At 58.2% G+C, this 19,030-nt stretch carries 17 protein-coding genes; 5 read left to right on the top strand and 12 right to left on the bottom strand.

From position 1 onward, the window contains the following. Positions 1 to 27: 27 nt before the first annotated feature. Entirely contained in the window at positions 28 to 411 is a 384-nt protein-coding gene (locus ACQR3R_RS17980) for a COG4315 family predicted lipoprotein (protein WP_428273835.1), read from the bottom strand. A 149-nt stretch (positions 412 to 560) separates the two neighbouring features. On the opposite strand from ACQR3R_RS17980, the gene phoB reads away from it, so the two are divergent. The 3 genes from phoB (at position 561) to ACQR3R_RS17965 (ending at position 4,136) form a co-directional block, all read left to right on the top strand. After that, positions 561 to 1,250: a phosphate regulon transcriptional regulator PhoB gene (gene phoB / locus ACQR3R_RS17975; RefSeq protein ID WP_428273833.1), complete on the top strand. Its 690-nt coding sequence runs from the start codon at positions 561 to 563 to the stop codon at positions 1,248 to 1,250. A 99-nt stretch (positions 1,251 to 1,349) separates the two neighbouring features. Next, positions 1,350 to 2,672, top strand: a complete 1,323-nt coding sequence (gene phoR, locus ACQR3R_RS17970; RefSeq protein ID WP_428273831.1) for a phosphate regulon sensor histidine kinase PhoR — start codon at positions 1,350 to 1,352, stop codon at positions 2,670 to 2,672. A gap of 123 nt (positions 2,673 to 2,795) precedes the next feature. Beyond that, a complete protein-coding gene (locus ACQR3R_RS17965; protein WP_428273829.1) occupies positions 2,796 to 4,136 on the top strand; it encodes a CNNM domain-containing protein in 1,341 nt (446 codons plus the stop codon). Positions 4,137 to 4,322: 186 nt separating this feature from the next. Here the strand turns inward: ACQR3R_RS17965 and ACQR3R_RS17960 are convergent, their stop codons facing one another. From ACQR3R_RS17960 to ACQR3R_RS17925, 8 genes are all read right to left on the bottom strand, one after another. After that, positions 4,323 to 5,219 carry a peptidoglycan DD-metalloendopeptidase family protein gene (locus ACQR3R_RS17960; RefSeq protein WP_428273827.1) on the bottom strand — a complete coding sequence of 299 codons (897 nt, stop codon included), beginning with the start codon at positions 5,217 to 5,219 and terminating at the stop codon, positions 4,323 to 4,325. Positions 5,220 to 5,403: 184 nt separating this feature from the next. Next, the gene (locus ACQR3R_RS17955) at positions 5,404 to 6,300 is read right to left on the bottom strand and encodes a response regulator (RefSeq protein ID WP_428273825.1); all 897 of its coding nucleotides are present in this window, start codon (positions 6,298 to 6,300) and stop codon (positions 5,404 to 5,406) included. 167 nt (positions 6,301 to 6,467) lie between these two features. Beyond that, a complete protein-coding gene (phoU, locus tag ACQR3R_RS17950; RefSeq protein ID WP_428273823.1) occupies positions 6,468 to 7,229 on the bottom strand; it encodes a phosphate signaling complex protein PhoU in 762 nt (253 codons plus the stop codon). A gap of 114 nt (positions 7,230 to 7,343) precedes the next feature. Continuing rightward, entirely contained in the window at positions 7,344 to 8,144 is an 801-nt protein-coding gene (pstB, locus tag ACQR3R_RS17945; protein ID WP_428274442.1) for a phosphate ABC transporter ATP-binding protein PstB, read from the bottom strand. Positions 8,145 to 8,319: 175 nt separating this feature from the next. Beyond that, positions 8,320 to 9,990: a phosphate ABC transporter permease PstA gene (pstA, locus tag ACQR3R_RS17940; protein WP_428273821.1), complete on the bottom strand. Its 1,671-nt coding sequence runs from the start codon at positions 9,988 to 9,990 to the stop codon at positions 8,320 to 8,322. 15 nt (positions 9,991 to 10,005) lie between these two features. Then, positions 10,006 to 12,267: an ABC transporter permease subunit gene (locus ACQR3R_RS17935; protein ID WP_428273819.1), complete on the bottom strand. Its 2,262-nt coding sequence runs from the start codon at positions 12,265 to 12,267 to the stop codon at positions 10,006 to 10,008. Positions 12,268 to 12,569: 302 nt separating this feature from the next. Next, positions 12,570 to 13,574: a phosphate ABC transporter substrate-binding protein PstS family protein gene (locus tag ACQR3R_RS17930; RefSeq protein WP_428273817.1), complete on the bottom strand. Its 1,005-nt coding sequence runs from the start codon at positions 13,572 to 13,574 to the stop codon at positions 12,570 to 12,572. A gap of 241 nt (positions 13,575 to 13,815) precedes the next feature. Beyond that, complete coding sequence (locus tag ACQR3R_RS17925; RefSeq protein ID WP_428273815.1) at positions 13,816 to 15,114, bottom strand: MFS transporter; 1,299 nt, start codon at positions 15,112 to 15,114, stop codon at positions 13,816 to 13,818. A 364-nt stretch (positions 15,115 to 15,478) separates the two neighbouring features. On the opposite strand from ACQR3R_RS17925, the gene ACQR3R_RS17920 reads away from it, so the two are divergent. Continuing rightward, positions 15,479 to 15,883, top strand: coding sequence for an acyl-CoA thioesterase (locus tag ACQR3R_RS17920; protein ID WP_007896491.1), 405 nt, complete (start codon positions 15,479 to 15,481; stop codon positions 15,881 to 15,883). A 57-nt stretch (positions 15,884 to 15,940) separates the two neighbouring features. After that, positions 15,941 to 16,840 carry an aldose epimerase family protein gene (locus tag ACQR3R_RS17915; RefSeq protein WP_428273812.1) on the top strand — a complete coding sequence of 300 codons (900 nt, stop codon included), beginning with the start codon at positions 15,941 to 15,943 and terminating at the stop codon, positions 16,838 to 16,840. Between the two features lie 116 nt (positions 16,841 to 16,956). On the opposite strand, the gene ACQR3R_RS17910 is transcribed toward ACQR3R_RS17915, so the two are convergent. From ACQR3R_RS17910 to ACQR3R_RS17900, 3 genes are all read right to left on the bottom strand, one after another. Next, positions 16,957 to 17,493, bottom strand: a complete 537-nt coding sequence (locus ACQR3R_RS17910) for a DUF3299 domain-containing protein (protein ID WP_428273810.1) — start codon at positions 17,491 to 17,493, stop codon at positions 16,957 to 16,959. Between the two features lie 88 nt (positions 17,494 to 17,581). Continuing rightward, complete coding sequence (locus ACQR3R_RS17905) at positions 17,582 to 17,827, bottom strand: GlsB/YeaQ/YmgE family stress response membrane protein (RefSeq protein WP_008030708.1); 246 nt, start codon at positions 17,825 to 17,827, stop codon at positions 17,582 to 17,584. Positions 17,828 to 17,937: 110 nt separating this feature from the next. After that, on the bottom strand, positions 17,938 to 19,020 hold the full coding sequence (locus ACQR3R_RS17900) for a 5-(carboxyamino)imidazole ribonucleotide synthase (RefSeq protein ID WP_428273808.1): 1,083 nt from the start codon (positions 19,018 to 19,020) through the stop codon (positions 17,938 to 17,940). Positions 19,021 to 19,030 lie beyond the last annotated feature (10 nt).

Genomic DNA, 19,030 nt, shown 5'->3' with positions numbered 1-19,030 from the left:
AAGCTCGCTCTCGCAGGAAGCAGGGGCTTACATCGGTTTGGCGACGTGCCACGCACCGTCCATTTTGCCTTCGCCGGTCATGTCACCAGCCTTTTTATCCATTACGAAGGTGTACAGCGGTTTGCCTTCGTAAGCCCACTGCATCTTGCCGTCGTCACGTTTGACGACCGTCCATTTGCCCATGGCTTTAGCCATGCCATCAGCCATCAGCGGCGGCCAGTTTGTGGCGCATTTGTCGTTGCACATGGACTTGCCGTCGGAGTCCTTGGCAAAGGTGTAGAGAGTCATGCCTTTATGGTCGACCATCATCCCGTCTTTCATCATCGCCGGGTCTGCAGCAAACGCCATTGCAGGCAAGGCCAGGGCAGCAGCCAGCATCAGGGCTTTAAAGGATTGCGTGTATTGAGACATGGAAACCTTCTGTTGTGGTTGTCAGGATTCGGAATTAGAGCTTAGTTCAGGATCGTGACAATCGCTGGCCAGCAAAATACTGTCACACGACTGCAATAATTCCGTTATCTAATGCGCGCAAGACAGTTAAATGACAAGAGGATTTAGGCATGGTTGGCAGGAGCATTCTGATCGTCGACGACGAAGCGCCCATTCGCGAAATGATCGCCGTTGCGTTGGAAATGGCCGGCTATGACTGCCTGGAGGCTGAGAACTCCCAACAGGCCCACGCCATCATCGTCGACCGCAAGCCGGACCTGATTCTGCTGGACTGGATGCTGCCCGGCACATCTGGCATTGAGCTGGCCCGTCGCCTGAAGCGCGATGAGCTGACCGGCGACATCCCGATCATCATGCTCACGGCCAAAGGCGAAGAGGACAACAAGATTCAAGGCCTGGAAGTGGGCGCCGACGACTACATCACCAAACCGTTTTCCCCTCGTGAGCTGGTAGCACGCCTCAAAGCCGTGCTGCGCCGTGCTGGCCCGACCGATGGCGAGGCTCCAATCGAAATCGGCGGCCTGCTGCTGGATCCTATCAGCCACCGCGTGACCATCGACGGCAAACCTGCGGAGATGGGTCCCACAGAATACCGGTTGCTGCAGTTTTTCATGACTCACCAAGAGCGCGCCTACACCCGCGGCCAGTTACTGGACCAGGTTTGGGGCGGCAACGTTTATGTCGAGGAGCGCACCGTGGACGTGCACATCCGTCGCCTGCGCAAAGCCCTCGGCGATGCTTACGAAAATCTGGTACAAACCGTGCGCGGCACCGGTTACCGGTTTTCCACAAAAGCTTAAAAGCAGTTGCAAGCTTCAAACTTTAAACGGCAAGCAGAAGCACAGCCGCTATACCTTGCAGCTTGCGGCTTGAAATCGACGTTGCGCTAGGACGCCCCTTTGAACCAAAACTGGCATGGCACCCTGATCCGCCACATGCTGCTGCTGGTCACCGCTTGCCTGGTGATCGGGTTGATTACCGGCTACTACGGCTGGAGTCTCGCGGTGGGCCTGGGTCTTTATCTGGGCTGGACTCTGAAGCAATTGCTGCGCTTGCACGAATGGCTGCGCCTGCACAAACCCGATGAAGCACCGCCCGATGGCTATGGCCTGTGGGGCGAGGTGTTCGACAGCATCTACCACCTGCAACGCCGCGACCAACGCGTGCGCGGGCGGCTGCAAGCAGTCATCGACCGCGTGCAGGAATCCACAGCAGCACTTAAAGACGCGGTAATCATGCTCGACAGCGACGGCAACCTGGAATGGTGGAACCGCGCTGCCGAAACCCTGCTGGGCCTCAAGACTCCACAAGACAGCGGTCAGCCGGTGACCAACCTGGTGCGTCATCCGCGCTTCAAGGAATACTTTGAACAGGACAGCTACGCCGAACCCCTGGAAATCCCCTCGCCGATCAATGATCGCCTGCGCATTCAGCTGTACATCACCCGCTACGGCAACAACGAGCATTTGATGTTGGTGCGTGACGTGACACGCATTCATCAGCTGGAACAGATGCGCAAAGACTTCATTGCCAACGTGTCCCATGAGCTGCGCACACCGTTGACGGTCATCTGCGGCTACCTGGAAACCCTGCTCGACAATGTCGAGGATGTGAACCCACGCTGGAGCCGGGCGCTGCAACAAATGCAGCAGCAAGGTGGGCGCATGCAAACCTTGCTCAATGACTTGCTGTTGCTGGCCAAACTTGAGGCCACCGATTACCCGTCGGACAATCAGCCAGTGGCCGTCGACGGTTTGTTGCAGTCGATAAAAGGCGATGCCCTGCAGTTATCCGGCCAGAAAAACCAGCGCATCACGCTTGAGGCCGACCCGACGCTTTTGCTCAAGGGCAGTGAGGCCGAGTTGCGCAGTGCGTTCTCTAACCTGGTGTTCAATGCGGTGAAATACACGCCGGCCGAAGGCAACATCCGCATCCGCTGGTGGGGCGACGGGCAAGGCGCGCACTTGAGCGTGCAGGATTCCGGGATTGGTATCGACAGCAAACACCTGCCGCGCCTGACCGAACGGTTCTACCGTGTCGATTCCAGCCGCAACTCCAATACTGGCGGCACCGGGCTGGGGCTGGCCATCGTCAAACACGTACTTTTGCGTCACCGTGCGCGAATGGAAATCAGCAGTGTGCCGGGGCACGGCAGCACGTTTACCTGCCATTTTGCGCCGGTACAGGTCACCAAATCCCTGGTGCCTGGCGCCGCCGACTGATACCGGCCAGCACTCACCACTAGGCAATTGGCCAGTCAGCCGCTACATTGGCTGACTTGTGCCTGCCCTTCAGGCGCACTTTTTCCTTTTCTTTCGAATACACGGAACCCGCAAAACTCCATCATGGACCCATCCCCTGGCTTGACCCTCGCGACACTCTTCGCCGATTTCGGCATGATTCTTTTTGCTCTGATCCTGGTTTTGCTCAACGGATTTTTCGTTGCGGCGGAATTTGCCATGGTCAAATTGCGCTCGACCCGAGTCGAGGCCATCGCAGACAAAAACGGCTGGCGGGGACACATTCTGCGCACCGTTCACAGTCAGCTTGATGCGTACCTTTCGGCATGCCAATTGGGTATCACCCTCGCCTCGCTCGGTCTCGGCTGGGTCGGCGAACCAGCGTTCGCTCATATCCTGGAGCCAATGCTCGAAGCCGTCGGCGTGCAGTCGGCCGAAGTCATCAAAGGCGTCTCGTTCTTCGCGGCATTCTTCGTTATTTCGTACCTGCACATTGTCGTCGGCGAGCTGGCGCCCAAGTCCTGGGCCATCCGCAAACCCGAGTTGCTGTCGCTCTGGACGGCCGTGCCGCTGTACCTGTTCTACTGGGCCATGTACCCGGCCATCTACTTGCTCAACGCCAGCGCCAACGCGATTCTGCGGATTGCCGGCCAAGGTGAGCCCGGCCCTCATCACGAACACCATTACAGCCGCGAAGAACTGAAATTGATCCTGCACTCCAGCCGTGGCCAGGACCCGAGCGACCAAGGCATGCGTGTCTTGGCTTCTGCTGTGGAAATGGGCGAACTGGAAGTGGTTGATTGGGCCAATTCTCGCGAAGACCTGGTGACGCTTGAGTTCAACGCACCACTGAAAGAAATCCTGGCGATGTTCCGCCGCCACAAGTTCAGCCGTTATCCGGTGTACGACACGGATCGCCAGGAGTTCGTCGGCCTGTTGCACATCAAGGACTTGTTGCTGGAACTGGCCGCGCTGGACCACATCCCCGAGTCGTTCAACCTTGCCGAACTGACTCGGCCACTGGAGCGCGTGTCACGGCATATGCCGCTGTCGCAGTTGCTGGAACAGTTCCGCAAGGGTGGCTCACACTTCGCACTGGTTGAGGAGGCTGACGGCAACATCATCGGCTACCTGACCATGGAAGACGTGCTGGAGGTGCTGGTCGGCGACATTCAGGACGAACACCGCAAGGCTGAGCGCGGCATTCTCGCCTATCAACCGGGCAAGCTGCTGGTGCGTGGCGATACGCCGCTGTTCAAGGTGGAGCGCCTGCTGGGCATCGACCTGGATCACGTCGAAGCGGAAACGCTTGCCGGGTTGATCTACGAAACCCTGAAACGGGTACCGGAAGAGGAAGAAGTGCTGGAGGTCGAAGGCTTGCGGATCATCATCAAGAAGATGAAAGGCCCGAAAATCATTCTGGCCAAGGTGTTGATGCTCGATTAATCAGGAGATGGCGGGCTTTTGTGGCGAGGGGATTTATCCCCGTTGAGCATTGGGACGGCTTCGCCGTCCAGCGGGGATAAATCCCCTCACCACAGATGAATCCTCTCACCATGGGTGAGTCCCCGCACCACAGGTGATCCACTTACCGCAGGTGAATCTTCTTACCACGATGGATTCCTGCCACGTTCACTGCTTGCCCAGCGCAAAGTTGGGCAACGCGCTAACCGGTTGGTTGAACTGGTACGGAATCGACACCAGCCCCAAACCAGTATTGCGCTGCACCACGAAGTGCAGGTGCGGCCCGCTGCTGTTGCCTGTATTACCCGACAGCGCCAGCGCACTTCCTACCGAAACTTTCTGACCCTCGCGAACCACCACCGAACCTTGTTTGAGGTGCAGATACACGCCCATCGTCCCGTCATCGTGCAGCACTCGCACGAAATTGCCTGACGGATCGGTACCACGCCCGGACTGTGCATTTTCGATTTTCACCACCACGCCACCGCGCGCCGCAATGATCGGCGTGCCTTCGGGCATGGCGATGTCCAGCGCGAAGCGATTTTTAGGGCCGAAATGGCTGTACTGACCGTTGGCGCCCTGGCTCAGCCGAAACGGGCCGCCACGCCAGGGAAACGGGTATTGATAGTCCTTGGAGGCGCCTGACGGGTCGCCCAGCGAGTACTCGAACCTAGGAACATACACGAGCGGCAAGTCAACTTGAGTCGGAGTGAGCAGCGCCAGGCGTATGCTACTGCGCGCCGGCATCACCCGCCGAATGGGCCGGCTCGGTGCACCACTGACGTTTTGCAGGCCAGCGAAACTCAGCTCGATTTCTACCGGCGCAAATAAGTCGTTGCGCACGTAGACACTGTCTTCACCTTTTTTCTTGGTGATGACCATGTACACCTGACGCTCAAGGTGCTCGACCATGCGGTCCTGAAAAGTAAAGACCTGGGAGCCTTTCGATGGGCGATCGCTATAGGAAACCACGCCATTGGCGTCGGTGGACTTGTAGACCGTGGCGGCCATGGACGAGGTCGAGGCCATAAAAAGACCGCAAAAAAACAGCAAGCGCGCGAGCATGGCAAGATTCTGTATGAGGATGGCCTGGCGAGCAGCCTAGCATTTGCAAAGGTCCCCAGTCCTCGACAGATGTTGCAAAGTGGCCGTATCAGGGTCGCCATCGCGAGCAGGCGTGCTTCCAAAGGATTCACGCTGCACGTGTGGGCGAGCCTGCTCGCGATGGCGGAGTATCAGCCGATGAAGATCACGCGCCGGGAATGAAATGCTTCTGTGCGGTACCGCGCGCAATCAGACGCGAAATGTAGTCGAGCTTTTGCGCGTCCTGATCGACAAAGCGGAAGGTCAGTTGCAGCCACTCGCTGTCGGGCTTTTGTTCGTGGGCGACGATGGCGTGCAGGTAACCGTTCAGACGAGCGATTTCAGCGTTATCGCCCTGTTCCATGTCGAGCACGGCGCTGTCGAGCACTTGCGGCAGGGCCTCGGTGCGTTTCACCACCAGCAGCGCTTCCTTGAGGCTCAGGGCCTTGATCACGCACTGCTGAATGCCGTTCGGCAGGCGCAACTGACCGTGTCCACGACCGCCGGAGGCAGCGGCCACTGGAGCTTTTACCGGGGGGCTGCTGAGAAGACCGCGCGATGGGGCGGCAGCGGGTGCGGCGACTACCACTTCAGCTTTGCCATTGGTCAAGGCACTCAAGGAGTCGTTGCCGAAAGCTGAGTTCATCTTGGTCGGTGCGCTGTTCATCAGGGTGTCGAGCTTGCCAACCCTGTTCAGTGCCTGCTTGACCTTGGTCAGCAGTTGTTCGTTGGTGAATGGCTTGCTGACATAACCCGATACGCCGGCCTGAATCGCCTGCACGACGTTCTCTTTGTCGCCGCGGCTGGTCACCATCACGAACGGCATGGTTTTGAGGTTGTCCTGCTCACGGCACCAGGTCAGCAGTTCCAGGCCAGACATCTCCGGCATTTCCCAGTCACACAACACCAGGTCGAATGCTTCGCGTGCCAGCAGTGCCTGGGCCTTCTTGCCGTTGACAGCGTCTTCGATGCGAATGCCCGGGAAGTAGTTGCGCAGGCACTTCTTCACCAGGTCACGAATGAACGACGCATCGTCCACGACCAACACACTGACCTTACTCATCCAAAACCCCTTTAAAAAATCCCGGCAAGCATACCGCTTTGCTGATGGCACATTGCCAAAAACCTTCAGTCACGCCGGGACTTTTAACTCGCGGGTGCTGCTGTCGAATTCGTAATCCGCAAACAAAAACGCCCGGCCACAAGGCCGGGCGTTTTACTCGGGCAATCTTACTTATCGTCAGCTTTACCCGGAACATTAGCGGTTTCGGCACTTGTGCCTTCTACTTCTGCCTTCATGCGCTTGAGGCCCATATGACGGACGTCAGTACCGCGCACCAGGTAAATCACCAGTTCCGAAATATTGCGTGCGTGATCGCCGATCCGTTCCAGCGAACGCAGCACCCAGATGATGCTCAGTACCCGCGAGATAGAACGCGGGTCTTCCATCATGTAGGTCGCGAGCTCACGCAGGGCGGTCTTGTATTCGCGGTCGATGATTTTGTCGTACTGCGCCACCGACAATGCCAGGTCGGCGTCGAAGCGAGCGAAGGCATCCAGCGCATCACGCACCATGTTGCGCACCTGATCGCCGATGTGCCGCACTTCGACGTAACCGCGCGGGGCTTCACCTTCTTCACACAACTGAATCGCGCGGCGGGCAATCTTGGTCGCTTCGTCGCCGATGCGCTCCAGATCGATCACCGACTTCGAAATGCTGATGATCAAGCGCAAGTCAGACGCTGCCGGTTGACGACGTGCCAGGATACGCAGGCATTCTTCGTCGATATTGCGTTCCATCTGGTTGATCTGGTCGTCGATCTCGCGAACCTGCTGGGCCAGGCCAGAATCAGCCTCGATCAGCGCAGTCACTGCGTCGTTGACCTGTTTTTCCACCAGCCCACCCATGGCCAGGAGATGGCTGCGCACCTCCTCCAGCTCGGCGTTGAACTGCGCGGAAATGTGGTGAGTAAGGCCTTCTTTACTAATCATGCGATTGCTCCGCAAAAGCTGTAAGCCGCAAGCTACGAGCTGCAAGCCAATTTGTGTCGTTATGCTGAACCGCTTTAAATTGCCGCTTGAAGCTTACGGCTTGCAGCTGTACGGCTAGCCGTACCGGCCGGTGATGTAGTCTTCGGTCTGCTTCTTCGCCGGATTGGTGAACAGGGTATCGGTATCGCCAAACTCCACCAGTTTGCCCATGTACATGAACGCCGTGTAATCGGAAACCCGGGCGGCCTGTTGCATGTTGTGCGTCACGATGACGATAGTGAACTTGGATTTCAGTTCGTAGATCAGCTCTTCGACTTTCAGCGTAGAGATCGGGTCGAGTGCCGAGCAGGGTTCGTCGAGCAGCAGCACTTCCGGCTCCACGGCGATGGTGCGCGCGATCACCAGACGTTGCTGCTGACCACCGGACAAGCCCAGCGCCGACTCATGCAAACGGTCTTTGACTTCGTCCCACAGCGCCGCGCCCTTCAACGCCCACTCGACCGCTTCGTCGAGGATGCGCTTTTTGTTGATGCCTTGAATGCGCAAGCCGTAAACCACGTTCTCGTAAATGGTTTTCGGGAACGGATTTGGCTTCTGGAACACCATACCGACACGGCGACGCAGCTCGGCTACGTCTTCGCCCTTACGATAAATGTTGTTGCCGTACAGGTTGATCGCGCCTTCGACGCGGCAGCCATCCACCAGATCGTTCATGCGGTTGAAGGTGCGCAGCAGCGTGGACTTGCCGCAACCGGACGGACCGATGAAGGCGGTCACGCGCTGTTTCGGAATGTTCATGCTGACGTCGTACAGCGCTTGTTTATCGCCGTAGAACAGGCTCAACCCAGGCACTTCAATTGCCACAGTTTCCTGCGCGAGGCTCAGGCTCTGTTTGTCGCGACCCAGGGCCGACATGTTGATGCCGTGGGTGTGTGTTTCGTGCTGCATGGGAGGCTCCCTGTGCTAACAAATTCGGTTCATTTTTGTGGGAGCCCGCCTGCTGGCGAAGGCATCACCACGGTTTCAGAGGCAAACCGCAGTGCCTGAATCGCCAGCAGGCTGGCTCCCACATAGAAATCAATGCTGCAAATCAGCTATCCAGCGCTTTGTATTTTTCGCGCAGGTGGTTACGAATCCACACCGCAGACAGGTTCAATGTCGCGATCACCAGCACCAGCAACAGCGCCGTGGCGTATACCAGCGGTCGTGCGGCTTCGACGTTCGGGCTCTGGAAGCCGACGTCATAAATGTGGAAGCCCAAGTGCATGATCTTCTGGTCCAGGTGCAAATACGGGTAGTTGCCGTCCACTGGCAGCGACGGCGCCAGTTTCACCACACCCACCAGCATCAGTGGCGCCACTTCACCAGCGGCGCGTGCCACCGCGAGGATCATGCCGGTCATCATTGCCGGGCTGGCCATTGGCAACACGATCTTCCACAAGGTTTCAGCCTTGGTCGCACCGAGGGCCAACGAGCCCTCACGCACCGTGCGAGGAATTCGCGCCAGGCCTTCTTCGGTGGCCACGATCACCACTGGCACCGCCAGCAAGGCCAGGGTCAACGAAGCCCAGAGCAAGCCCGGTGTGCCGAACGTCGGCGCCGGCAGTGCTTCAGGGAAGAACAAACGGTCAACCGAACCGCCCAGCACGTAGACGAAGAAGCCCAAGCCAAACACGCCGTAAACAATCGCCGGCACACCTGCCAGGTTGTTCACCGCGATGCGGATCAGCCGCGTCATGGTGTTCTGCTTCGCGTACTCACGCAGGTAAACCGCTGCCAGAACGCCGAACGGTGTCACGATCATCGCCATGATCAACGTCATCATCACGGTGCCGAAAATCGCCGGGAAGATCCCGCCTTCGGTGTTCGCTTCACGCGGGTCGTCGCTCAGGAACTCCCAGACCTTGGCGAAGTAGAAACGGATTTTGGTGAACGTACCCATCGCATTCGGCTGGTAGGCGTGTACCACTTTGCCGATCGCGATTTCGATCTCTTTACCATTGGCATCGCGGGCCGTCAGGCTGTCGCGGTTGAACTGGGCATGCAGATCGCCAAGGCGTGCTTCGATGTCCTGATAGCGAGCATTGAGCTCGGCGCGCTCGGATTCCATGTCTGCTTGCGCAGTGGCGTCGAGTTTGCCCGCCAGCTCCAGTTTGCGGCCATGCAGGCGAATGCGTTCCAGCCCGGCGTTGATCGCACCGATGTCGCTCTTTTCCAGCGTTTTCAACTGCGCCGCAAGTTTGTTGACGCGATCCACGCGGGCCTGCAACTCAGGCCAGGCAGCCTCGCCTTCGGCAATGACTTTGCCCTCCTGTTTGACGTTGACCAGGTAACCGTAGAAGTTGCCCCATTCGCGACGCTCGATGGCCATCAACTCTGGCGGCGTCTTCTGATTGGTCAGCCACTCGCCCACAATCCAGGTGAAGTCGTTGCCGTTCAGGTCACGGTTGCCGACTTTGATCAGCTCGCGGGTCATGAACTCCGGGCCCTGATCGGGCACCGGCAGGCCAGCACTTTTCAGGCGCTCACGTGGCACTTCTTCCTTCTGAACCACTTCACCAATGACCAGGTGATTAGCCTGGCCCGGCACGTCGTAACTGGCGTGTATCAGGTCCGCTGGCCAAAAGTGGCCCAGACCGCGCACGGCAATTACCGCCAACAAACCAATGGTCATGATGACCGCGATGGACACCGCGCCACCGCTGATCCAGACGCCTGGGGCGCCGCTCTTGAACCATCCATTCAGGGAGTTCTGTTTCACAGACTTCTACCTTTCTTAAAGCGACGAGTATTTCTTGCGCAGACGCTGACGAATCAGTTCCGCGAGGGTGTTCATGACGAAGGTGAACATCAGCAGCACCAGCGCCGAGAGAAACAGCACGCGGTAGTGGCTGCCGCCGACTTCCGATTCGGGCATTTCCACCGCAACGTTGGCAGCCAGTGTGCGCAGGCCTTCGAACAGGTTCATCTCCATGACTGGCGTGTTGCCGGTGGCCATCAGCACGATCATGGTTTCCCCGACCGCTCGGCCCATCCCGATCATCAGCGCCGAGAAAATACCCGGGCTGGCGGTGAGGATCACCACCCGCGTCATGGTCTGCCAAGGCGTGGCACCAAGCGCCAGGGAACCGAGGGTCAGGCCGCGAGGAACACTGAACACGGCATCTTCGGCGATGGAATAGATGTTCGGAATAACCGCGAAGCCCATGGCCAGACCGACCACCAGTGCGTTGCGCTGGTCGTAGGTGATGCCCAGGTCATGGGAGATCCACATGCGCATGTCGCCGCCGAAGAACCAGGTTTCCAGGTACGGGCTCATGTACAGCGACAGCCAGCCCACAAATAGAATCACCGGGATCAGAATCGCGCTTTCCCAACCGTCCGGCACTTTCAGGCGGATGGATTCAGGCAGACGGCTGAAAACGAAACCGGCGACCAGAATGCCAATTGGCAGCAGCATCAGCAGGCTGAAGATGCCCGGCAAATGCCCTTCGACATAAGGCGCGAGGAACAGGCCGGCGAAGAAACCGAGGATCACCGTCGGCATCGCTTCCATCAGCTCGATCACCGGTTTGACCTTGCGGCGCAGGCTCGGCGCCATGAAGTAGGCGGTGTAGATGGCAGCGGCAACGGCCAGCGGTGCCGCCAGCAGCATGGCGTAGAACGCAGCCTTGAGCGTACCGAAGGTCAATGGCGCGAGGCTCATCTTCGGTTCGAAGTCGGTGTTCGCCGCCGTCGACTGCCAAACGTATTTAGGCTCGTCGTAGTTTTCGTACCAGACCTTGCTCCACAGTGCGCTCCAGGAAACTTCCGGGTGCGGATTGTCGAGCAGCAACGGTTGAATCTTGCCGCCAGCCTCGACGATCACTCGGTTGGCGCGTGGCGACAGACCGAAGATGCCTTGGCCGTCGACCACTTGATCGACCAGCAGGGTGCGGTGCGCGGTGCTGTGGAACACGCCGAGCTTGCCGGAAGCGTCGAGGGCGATGAAACCTTTGCGACGTTCTTCAGCAGTGATTTCAACGATGGGCGTGGTGCCCATCTGGAAGGTCCGGATCTGCTTCAGGCGCAGCTCGCCATCCGTGTCGCGGGCCATGAACCACTGGGCCAGGCCACCTTTGGAGTCGCCAATGATCAGCGAGATACCGCCGACCAATTGCGTACTGGCGGTGACTTGCGCCTCGCCATCTTCAAGCAGCTTGTAGCGACCGTTCAGGCTCTTGTCGCGCAGGCTGAAGACGTCGGCCTGGGCGCGACCGTTGATTACGTATAGCCATTGCTGACGCGGGTCGACGAAGATGTTCTTCACCGCCTCGTTCATCTGCGGCAAATCAATGCGTTTCTGCTCGTTGGTGACTTCGCCGGTCATCATGTTTTCTTCGCTGGTCAGCGACAGCACATTGAGTTGCGAACCGGTGGAGCCGACCAGCATCAGGGTCGTGTCGGAGGCGTTGAGGCTTACGTGTTCCAGTGGACCACCCGCCTCGTTCAGCGCAATCGGCGTTTCGCCGTACGGGTATTCGATGGCCGGCGTGATGGTCTTTTTGCCGTCCGGGTAACTGACTCTATACGTGTGACGGAACACCAGCGCCTTACCGTCGGACAAGCCTACCGCTACCAACGGGTGACCAGGCTGGTCTTCGGCGATGGATGTCACGGTGGTGCCGGCCGGCAGCGGCAAATCGACGCGCTTCAGTTCAGCGCCACTGTCGATGTCGAAGAACAGCGCCTGGCCCTTGTCGGAAACCCGCATCGCCACCTGGTTCTGCTCCTCAAGGGAGATCATCAACGGCTTGCCGGCATCTTGCATCCAGGCTGGCGTGATGGCGTCCTGAGTCGTCAGGCGCGCACCTTGGAACAGCGGCGCGACTACATAGGCAAGGAAGAAGAAGATCAACGTGATCGCGCCAAGGACGGCAAGGCCGCCGATGAGGACGTACCAACGAGTCAGGCGGTCTTTGAGCGCGCGAATTCGGCGCTTGCGTTGCAGCTCAGGCGTATTGAAATCAATGCGCTTGGGAGGGGAAGTCGTAGTCATTGTGGAATTGGCCAGATCATTCATTCGCACACCCTAGCGATCCTGTATGACAGAAAGATGACAGTGCAGTGACGCAACAAATCCGCCGCCAGCGGGAACTGGCAGAGGACCGAAAATTTGGGGGTGTGAGGGCGGGCCGTGGCGAGGGATCTATCCCCGTTGGGGAGCGAAGCGCCCCCACAATCAGCCAACGCATTCTATGCGTCGACCGACTTACGACTGCTTCGCAGCCGAACGGGAATAAATCCCCTCACCACAAGCTCGCGCCTACACAGATCCGAGGCTAGCCCCGGATCAAGGTGTTACTTCTTTGCGACTTCAGCGCCGCCTTCTTGCAGACCCAGGTCAGCCAGTGCTTTGGCAGCAACTTTGGCTGGCAGAGGGATGTAGCCGTCTTTCACCACAACTTCCTGGCCCTGTTTGGACAGAACCAGTTTCACGAACTCGGCTTCCAGCGGGGCCAGAGGCTTGTTCGGGGCTTTGTTGACGTAAACGTAGAGGAAGCGCGACAGCGGGTATTTGCCGTTCAGGGCGTTTTCTTCGCTGTCTTCGATGAACTCGGTGCTGCCTTTCTTCGACAGAGCAACGGTTTTCACGCTAGCGGTTTTATAACCGATGCCCGAATAACCCACGCCGTTCAGCGAAGAGCTGATCGACTGCACGACCGACGCCGAACCTGGTTGTTCGTTGACGTTTGGTTTGTAATCGCCTTTGCACAGGGCTTCTTCTTTGAAGTAACCATAAGTGCCGGATACCGAGTTACGACCGAACAGTTGAACTGGCTTGTTGGCCAGGTCGCCGGTCACGCCCAGGTCGCCCCAGGTTTTCACGTCGGCTTTGGCGCCGCACAGACGGGTGGACGAGAAGATCGCGTCAACCTGTTCCATGGTGAGGTGCTGGATCGGGTTGTCTTTGTGTACGAATACAGCCAGGGCGTCCACTGCAACCGGGATAGCGGTTGGCTTGTAGCCGTACTTCTGCTCGAAGGCAGCCAGTTCGGTGTCCTTCATCTTGCGGCTCATCGGGCCCAGGTTAGAGGTGCCTTCAGTCAACGCAGGTGGCGCGGTGGCAGAGCCAGCGGCCTGAATCTGGATGTTTACGTTCGGGTATTCTTTTTTGTAGTTCTCAGCCCACAGGGTCATGAGGTTGGCCAGAGTATCGGAACCAACGCTGGACAAGTTGCCCGATACACCAGTGGTCTTGGTATAAGCCGGAATTGCCGGGTCAACACCAGCGGCCACCGCGTGGGCAGTCGCGACGCCAGCAGCGACAAAAGTCATTGCCGCCATCAAACGCTTCAGTTTCATGCCTTACTCCTAGCAGATAGGGTGTGTTAAGTCGCAGCCAGTATCAGCAGGCCGTGTGAACACTCTATGACTGAAATATGACAATTGGATGAAAGGCCAGCATTCAGGCTATTGCAGGATAATTCGTGTCGCCTTCATCGCGAGCAGGCTCGTTCCCACAAGGATCTGCGGCAAACACAGATCCAATGTGGGAGCGAGCCTGCCCACCATGAGGCCGGTACATTCGATGAAAAAGGACGGTTTAACGCCCCTTTTTCCAGAGATAAGCGCCCACCACAATCCCGACTCCGCAAATGATCGCTACGTAGTAGGCCGGCCCCATCGGGCTTTCCTTCAACAACAAGGTCACGACCATCGGGGTCAAACCACCGAAAATTGCGTAAGCCAGGTTGTAGGAGAACGACAACCCGCTAAAACGCACAACCGCCGGGAACGCCTTGACCATCACATACGGTACCGCGCCGATGGTGCCGACCAGCAAACCGGTGATGGCGTACATCGGGAACAGCCAGTCAGGGTGATTGAACAGGCTGTGATAGAAGGTCCACGAACTGATCAACAACAACCCACTGCCGAACACAAATACCCGGCCAGCGCCGAAGCGGTCCGCCAACGCACCCGAGCCGATGCAGCCCAGGCTCAGGAATACGATGGCCAGGCTATTGGCCTGCAACGCAACGGTTGGCGAGAAGTGGTAGACCGTCTGTAGAACGGTCGGTGTCATCAGGATGACCACAATGATGCCGGCAGACAGTAGCCAGGTCAGCAGCATGGAAATCACGATCGCACCGCGATGATCGCGCAACACGGCGCGCAGCGGCACTTCTTCAGCCAGTGCCTTGCGCAGCTGCAGCTCGGCGAACACTGGGGTTTCATGCAACCAGCGACGCAGATAAACCGAGAACAAGCCAAACACACCGCCCAGCAGGAACGGGATTCGCCAGGCGTAATCCGCCACTTCCACCGGGGTATAAATGCTGTTGATCGCCGTAGCGACCAGCGAGCCCAACAGGATGCCGGCCGTCAGACCGCTGGTCAGCGTGCCGCAGGCATAACCGATATGGCGCTGCGGCACATGTTCAGAAACGAATACCCAGGCGCCGGGTACTTCTCCGCCAATGGCTGCGCCCTGAATCACCCGCATCAGCAGCAGCAGGATCGGCGCCCACATGCCGATTTGGGCGTATGTGGGCAGTAAACCCATGATCAGCGTTGGTACAGCCATCATGAAGATGCTCAGGGTGAACATCTTCTTGCGTCCAAGCAGATCACCGAAGTGCGCCATGACGATGCCGCCCAGAGGCCGCGCGAGATAGCCGGCGGCGAAGATGCCGAAAGTCTGCATCAGGCGCAGCCACTCAGGCATGTCGGGCGGGAAGAACAGTTTCCCCACCACCGTGGCGAAGAACACAAAAATGATGAAGTCGTAAAACTCCAGCGCACCGCCCAGGGCTGACAGCGACAGAGTCTTATAGTCGTTACCGGTCAAAGGACGTGCGGGCTGGGTGGGCTGCGCGGTGCTCGAGGGCGCTGTGGTCATGGCAAAAGCTTCTCTTATAGTCGGATCTGCAACCTCAACAACGCAGGCAGAGGCTTGGGCAGGTGCGGCACGATAGCAAATTGTTCGAAAAAGCACATGGAGGCGCATATTTGACGGTCAAAATGCGAACCCGATGGTCGTCTCGGAGTCTACCGACCGATATACTCGTATCCTTGCAACAGTTTGAAAGGGTTGCTGTGCGAAAACGCCTGCCAGGTTCACAGGCGATTTCGCAGAGTTTCCCTTTAGGCGCCTTTCGAAAAACGTGACGAACGTAGTATGTTCGGGGTTGAATCGTTTTTCCCGAAGACGGCTATTCACCTGAAGTACTAATGAAGCGTCACGGGTCAGAGGCCCCTCCGGCATGATAGAGCTCGAACAAGAAGATCCAATCCCGCAAGGCGACCTGGCCCTGCAAATCACCGCACTGCCGCGCGAAACCAACGGTTTTGGCGATATTTTCGGTGGTTGGTTGGTAGCGCAGATGGATTTGGCAGGCACTGCAATGGCCAGCAAGGTTGCGGGTGGGCGAGTTGCCACCGTTGCAATCGACCGCATGGCATTCCTGGTGCCAGTCGCAGTGGGCGCTCAGTTGTCCTTTTATACCCAGGCGCTGGAGATCGGCCGCAGTTCGATTCAAATGATGGTCGAAGTCTGGAGCGACGATCCACTGTCCAGCGAATGGCGCAAAGTGACCGAAGCCGTATTTGTCTTCGTCGCGATCGATGGCAGCGGCCGCACTCGCTCGGTTCCCCCGCGCGCTCGCTAAACGCGCGGGCCGTTTTGCGGTCCACTGCAGTCATTGTTCCTGATCGAGAGTTGCCCCATGAGCACGCCCAACGTTGAAGCCATGAAACTGGATGAACTGAATTGCTGGCGTATCCGCCACGGTCAGGCTGAATTGCTGGTAGCCCAGCAAGGCGCACACATCCTCAGTTATCAATTGGCCGGCCAACCGCCGCTGATCTGGCTTAACGACGAGGCGCAGTTCAAGACGGGTAAAAGCATTCGCGCCGGGGTGCCCGTTTGCTGGCCGTGGTTTGGCAACCTCTCACGCAATCCGCAGAGCGTTCAGGCGATGCGCGCCAGCGATGAACCGCCGACCGCTCACGGTTTTGTACGAACGATGGATTGGGAGTTGGCAGGCATCGAAATCGAGGGTGAAAGCCTGAAAGTCGAGTTTATCCTGCCCTACCCCGAAAGCGGCTTTGCGCAATGGCCGCATCAGGTGGACTTGAAACTGAGCATTCGCCTGGATCAGCAATTGCACATCAGCCTGACCAGCCATAATCGGGGCGCCGACGACGTCACTATCAGCCAGGCTCTGCACAGTTATTTCGCCGTCAGCGATGTGCGCAACGTACACGTCGAAGGGCTGGACGGCTTGAGCTATATCGAGACGCTGGATGATTGGAAAATCGTGGCCCAGGCCGGTGATCTGCATTTTACCGGCGAGACCGATCGCATCTATCTCGATGCGCCAGCGCAACTGAGCATTGTTGATCCGGCGTGGGAACGACGCATTGAATTGACCAGCAGCGGCTCACGCTCTGCAGTGATCTGGAACCCCTGGATTGAACGCGCAGCAGCGTTCAGCGACATGGCTGACGATGGCTGGCAGCGCATGCTGTGCATCGAGACGGCGAATGTGATGGACGACGTGATCACGCTAAAACCGGGCGCCACTCACACCCTTGGCGTCAGCATCGCCAGCAAGCCTCTGTAAGCAACACCACAAAACTAATGTGGGAGCGGCTTGCTCGCGAATGCGGTGTGTCAGGTGACATTAATATCAACTGACATTTCCTCTTCGCGAACATGCCTGCTCCCACATTTGAATCTCTACAGATCTGATTCTTTCACTACCCGCACTTTCGCCGCGTCCAGCGCGTACGCTGCATCGGCCAGATCGTTGTTGACCTTCTCGATTTTCAGCGTTCCGGTGACCCACAGCGGCGTATAGATATCATCCAGCTTCAAGCCTTTCGGGTAACGCACCAGCACCAGTTGATTGGGCGGCGGAGGCGGTACGTGAATGCAGGCGCCCGGATATGGCACCAGGAAAAACAGTGTGCTGCGCCCTTTCGCGTCAGATTCCAGCGGCACAGGATAACCACCGATACGAATGGTCTTGTCGTTCATCGACGCCACGGTTTTGGTTGAATACATCACCGCTGGCAAGCCCTTGCTCTGCTTCATGCCACCCTTTGCGGTAAAGGTGCCATCGCCTTCGGGTGAGTTGTGGTCGATTTCGGGCATGGCCTCGAGGGCCTTCTGGTCTGACTTGGGCATCAGTTCGAGCCAGTCGGTTTCCGGCAATTCGCCGGCATGGGCCAAACCACTGCCCAGGAAAAGGAGCGTTAACAAAAGACGTCGCATTGAGGTGCTCGGCAAAGTAAGGACAGGTCAGTCGCCGAGCATTCTAGCCCTCTCTGCGTGCGGCGCAGAGGGGGCTTTGTCGCTTGGATCAGTTCTTTTTGATCAAGCCGTAGATCACCAGCAACACCACGGCGCCGACCAGCGCACCGATAAAGCCTGCGCCCTGCCCGGCCTGGTAGATGCCCAGAGCCTGGCCGCCGTAAGTGGCTGCCAACGAACCGCCGATACCGAGCAGGATGGTCATGATCCAACCCATGCTGTCATCGCCCGGTTTGAGGAACCGAGCCAGCAGGCCGACGATCAAGCCGATAAAGATGGTTCCGATAATTCCCATGGCATTTCCCTCTCATTGAATGGCTCTGTCAGTCAGAGCCTAGTCAGACTTTGGCATCCTGCCATGAGAGATCGGCGGCACCCGAATGGTTCCGCCGTTGCCACACGAAACTATTCGGCGATGAGCGCTTCGACCTTGAGGATCTGCTGCTCTAGCGTGGCCTTGTCAGCGCAGCGCAGATTGGCATGACCTACTTTGCGCCCAGCCTTGAATGCCTTGCCGTAATGGTGCAAATGGCAGTCGGCAATCGCGATCACCTTCTCGACTGGCGGCACAACGCCGATGAAGTTGAGCATCGCGCTCTCGCCAACCTTGGCCGTCGAACCGAGCGGCAGACCGGCAACGGCCCGCAGATGGTTTTCGAACTGGCTGCACTCGGCGCCTTCGGTGGTCCAGTGCCCGGAGTTGTGCACGCGCGGTGCGATTTCATTGGCCTTGAGGCCGCCGTCGACTTCAAAGAACTCGAACGCCATCACGCCGACGTAGTTCAGCTGCTTGAGCACGCGGCTGGAATAATCTTCAGCCAAGGCTTGCAACGGGTGATCGGTGCTGGCGATCGACAGCTTGAGAATGCCGCTGTCGTGGGTGTTGTGAACCAACGGGTAGAATCTGGTTTCGCCATCGCGAGCGCGTACGGCGATCAGCGAGACTTCGCCGGTAAACGGCACGAAACCTTCCAGCAAGCAGGCCACGCTACCCAACTCGGCGAACGTACCCACCACGTCTTCAGGTTTGCGCAGGACTTTCTGGCCCTTGCCGTCGTAGCCCAAGGTGCGGGTTTTAAGCACCGCTGGCAGGCCGATGGCAGCCACTGCCGCGTCGAGATCGGCTTGGGATTGAATGTCGGCGAACGCCGGGGTTGGAATCCCCAGGTCCTTGAACATGCTTTTCTCGAACCAGCGATCACGGGCAATACGCAAGGCTTCGGCGCTTGGATACACCGGCACGAACTGCGACAGGAACGCCACGGTTTCAGCCGGGACGCTTTCGAACTCGAAGGTCACCAGATCGACTTCATCGGCTAACTGACGCAGGTGATCCTGATCGCCGTAATCGGCCCGCAGGTGTTCGCCCAATGCGGCTGCGCACGCATCCGGCGCCGGGTCCAGAAAAGCGAAGTTCATGCCCAGCGGAGTACCCGCCAGGGCCAACATGCGACCCAATTGGCCGCCACCGATTACACCGATCTTCATCGTCAACAAC

Origin of the sequence: Gordonia sp. IEGM753 (assembly GCF_050321825.1) — a bacterium.
GTDB lineage: Bacteria > Pseudomonadota > Gammaproteobacteria > Pseudomonadales > Pseudomonadaceae > Aquipseudomonas.
Note: the sequence above shows the minus strand (reverse complement) of the source record. Positions and strands in the feature narration are given on the sequence as shown.